The following is a 689-nucleotide window of genomic DNA, read 5'->3' on the forward strand; positions in this document are numbered from 1 at the left end:
AGGTAACTTTTTGGGTCGCAGCCAAAAAGTTTAGTTAGAAAACATGTCAGCTTTGAGATTTGCTTTGTTTTGGCTTGCTGGGAGCGGCTAAGTAGCGTTGATAGTCGAAACTGAAGAAGCGCTTCAGCGCGCTTGTCTCTTCTATCTCTGATTGACGCCATCCGTACTTCTTGGGTACTTCGGTTTCAATCACAAGCGTGCGCCATAACAGCCAATCATAGAAGGCAAACAGGTTGTGTAGATTCTTCGCTGAGTTTCGACCACGAGCATGGTGGTGATGATGCTGAGTTGGGAAGATTAGAATATGGCACAAAGCACGCATGGTTTTGCGCACCCAAGCTTGTGGATGATTTAAGAAATACAGGTCGTAATGCCAATTAACGTGGTTGTGCACAGACCACAGGCCCTTAATGGTAATGCCGATGATGAAGCTCTCATAGAGTCCTAGATAGAGCCAAATATATTGGAACCAATAATTTGGCATGACGAACCAATACGCCCAGCCTTCTACGAATGTCTGGGTCGCAGTCACTTGCCCTGCTTGCTCGTTACTTCCACTAAAATGATGAGGTCTGTGGGCGACTTTATAAAAGGCTTGAATCCGCCTTAAAAAGGGATTTTTGAACGCGCCTGTGTGACAGATCCAATGGCCAAATCCATGAAATAAATCTTCAAGTAGTAGAAAAGCG

Annotated in this window: 1 protein-coding gene; it reads right to left on the bottom strand. The window is 45.1% G+C overall.

Annotation, left to right across the window (positions count from 1 at the left end; all coding sequences use genetic code 11):
• Nucleotides 1-46 precede the first annotated feature (46 nt).
• Nucleotides 47-689: sterol desaturase family protein (locus tag A3751_RS01750; RefSeq protein WP_068451467.1), on the bottom strand; the 643-nt coding region annotated here is incomplete at its 5' end.

This window comes from Oleiphilus sp. HI0080, from assembly GCF_001635135.1.